The sequence below is a fragment of the Pseudomonas imperatae genome (assembly GCF_057128625.1).
In genome coordinates this window covers 1-618 of record NZ_JBSKHP010000078.1, presented here as the reverse complement: position 1 = coordinate 618, position 618 = coordinate 1, and the positions used below count along the sequence as shown (strand labels likewise).

General features: G+C 70.1%; 1 pseudogene. It reads left to right on the top strand.

What is annotated here, in order from left to right:
• Positions 1-618: pseudogene (locus tag ACWKWX_RS32675) on the top strand (ImcF-related family protein); the annotation flags it as partial.

Below are 618 nucleotides of genomic sequence, written 5' to 3'. Positions count from 1 at the left end.
CGCCCCCTCGACGCCATCCTCTGGACCCTCACCACCCCCCAAAGCCACGACCCCAAAGCCATGGCCGCCGGCAGCCGCTACCTGCGCGACTTGTCCCAGGCCCTAGGCTGGCAGCTGCCCCTGTACCTTTGGGAAGTCTGCCCCCAAGCCTGGATCAAACCTTTCGAACCCGCCCAGCCGGTAGGCTGCCTGCTCGCCCCGGACGATGACCTGGGCGCCGCCCTGCAACAGCTGATCGAACCCCTGAACCAGCAGGGCATGGCCCATATCCAGGTGCACCGCACCCACTGTTTCCTCTTCTACCTCGGCCACCACCTGCACACCCACGGTGCCGCCCACTGGCCCCAGGCGCTGGCGCCGCTGCTGCCCGAGTTTGCCCGCAGCACGCCGCTGCGCGGCTTGCACTTCAGCCTGGCGCGCACCGACGGCCCGGTGCCGGGCACCGAGCACCTGCTGCAGCTCGACGGCGCCTGGGCGGCGCTGCTGGCGGAGCGCAAGACCCGTCCACGGCGGCGCGGCTGGCATGTGCGGCGCGTGCTGTACGTGGCTACGTTGGCCGCCACAGGCGTGCTGACGGCTGGTGTATTGCTGTCCTTCGTGGCCAACCGCAACCAAGCG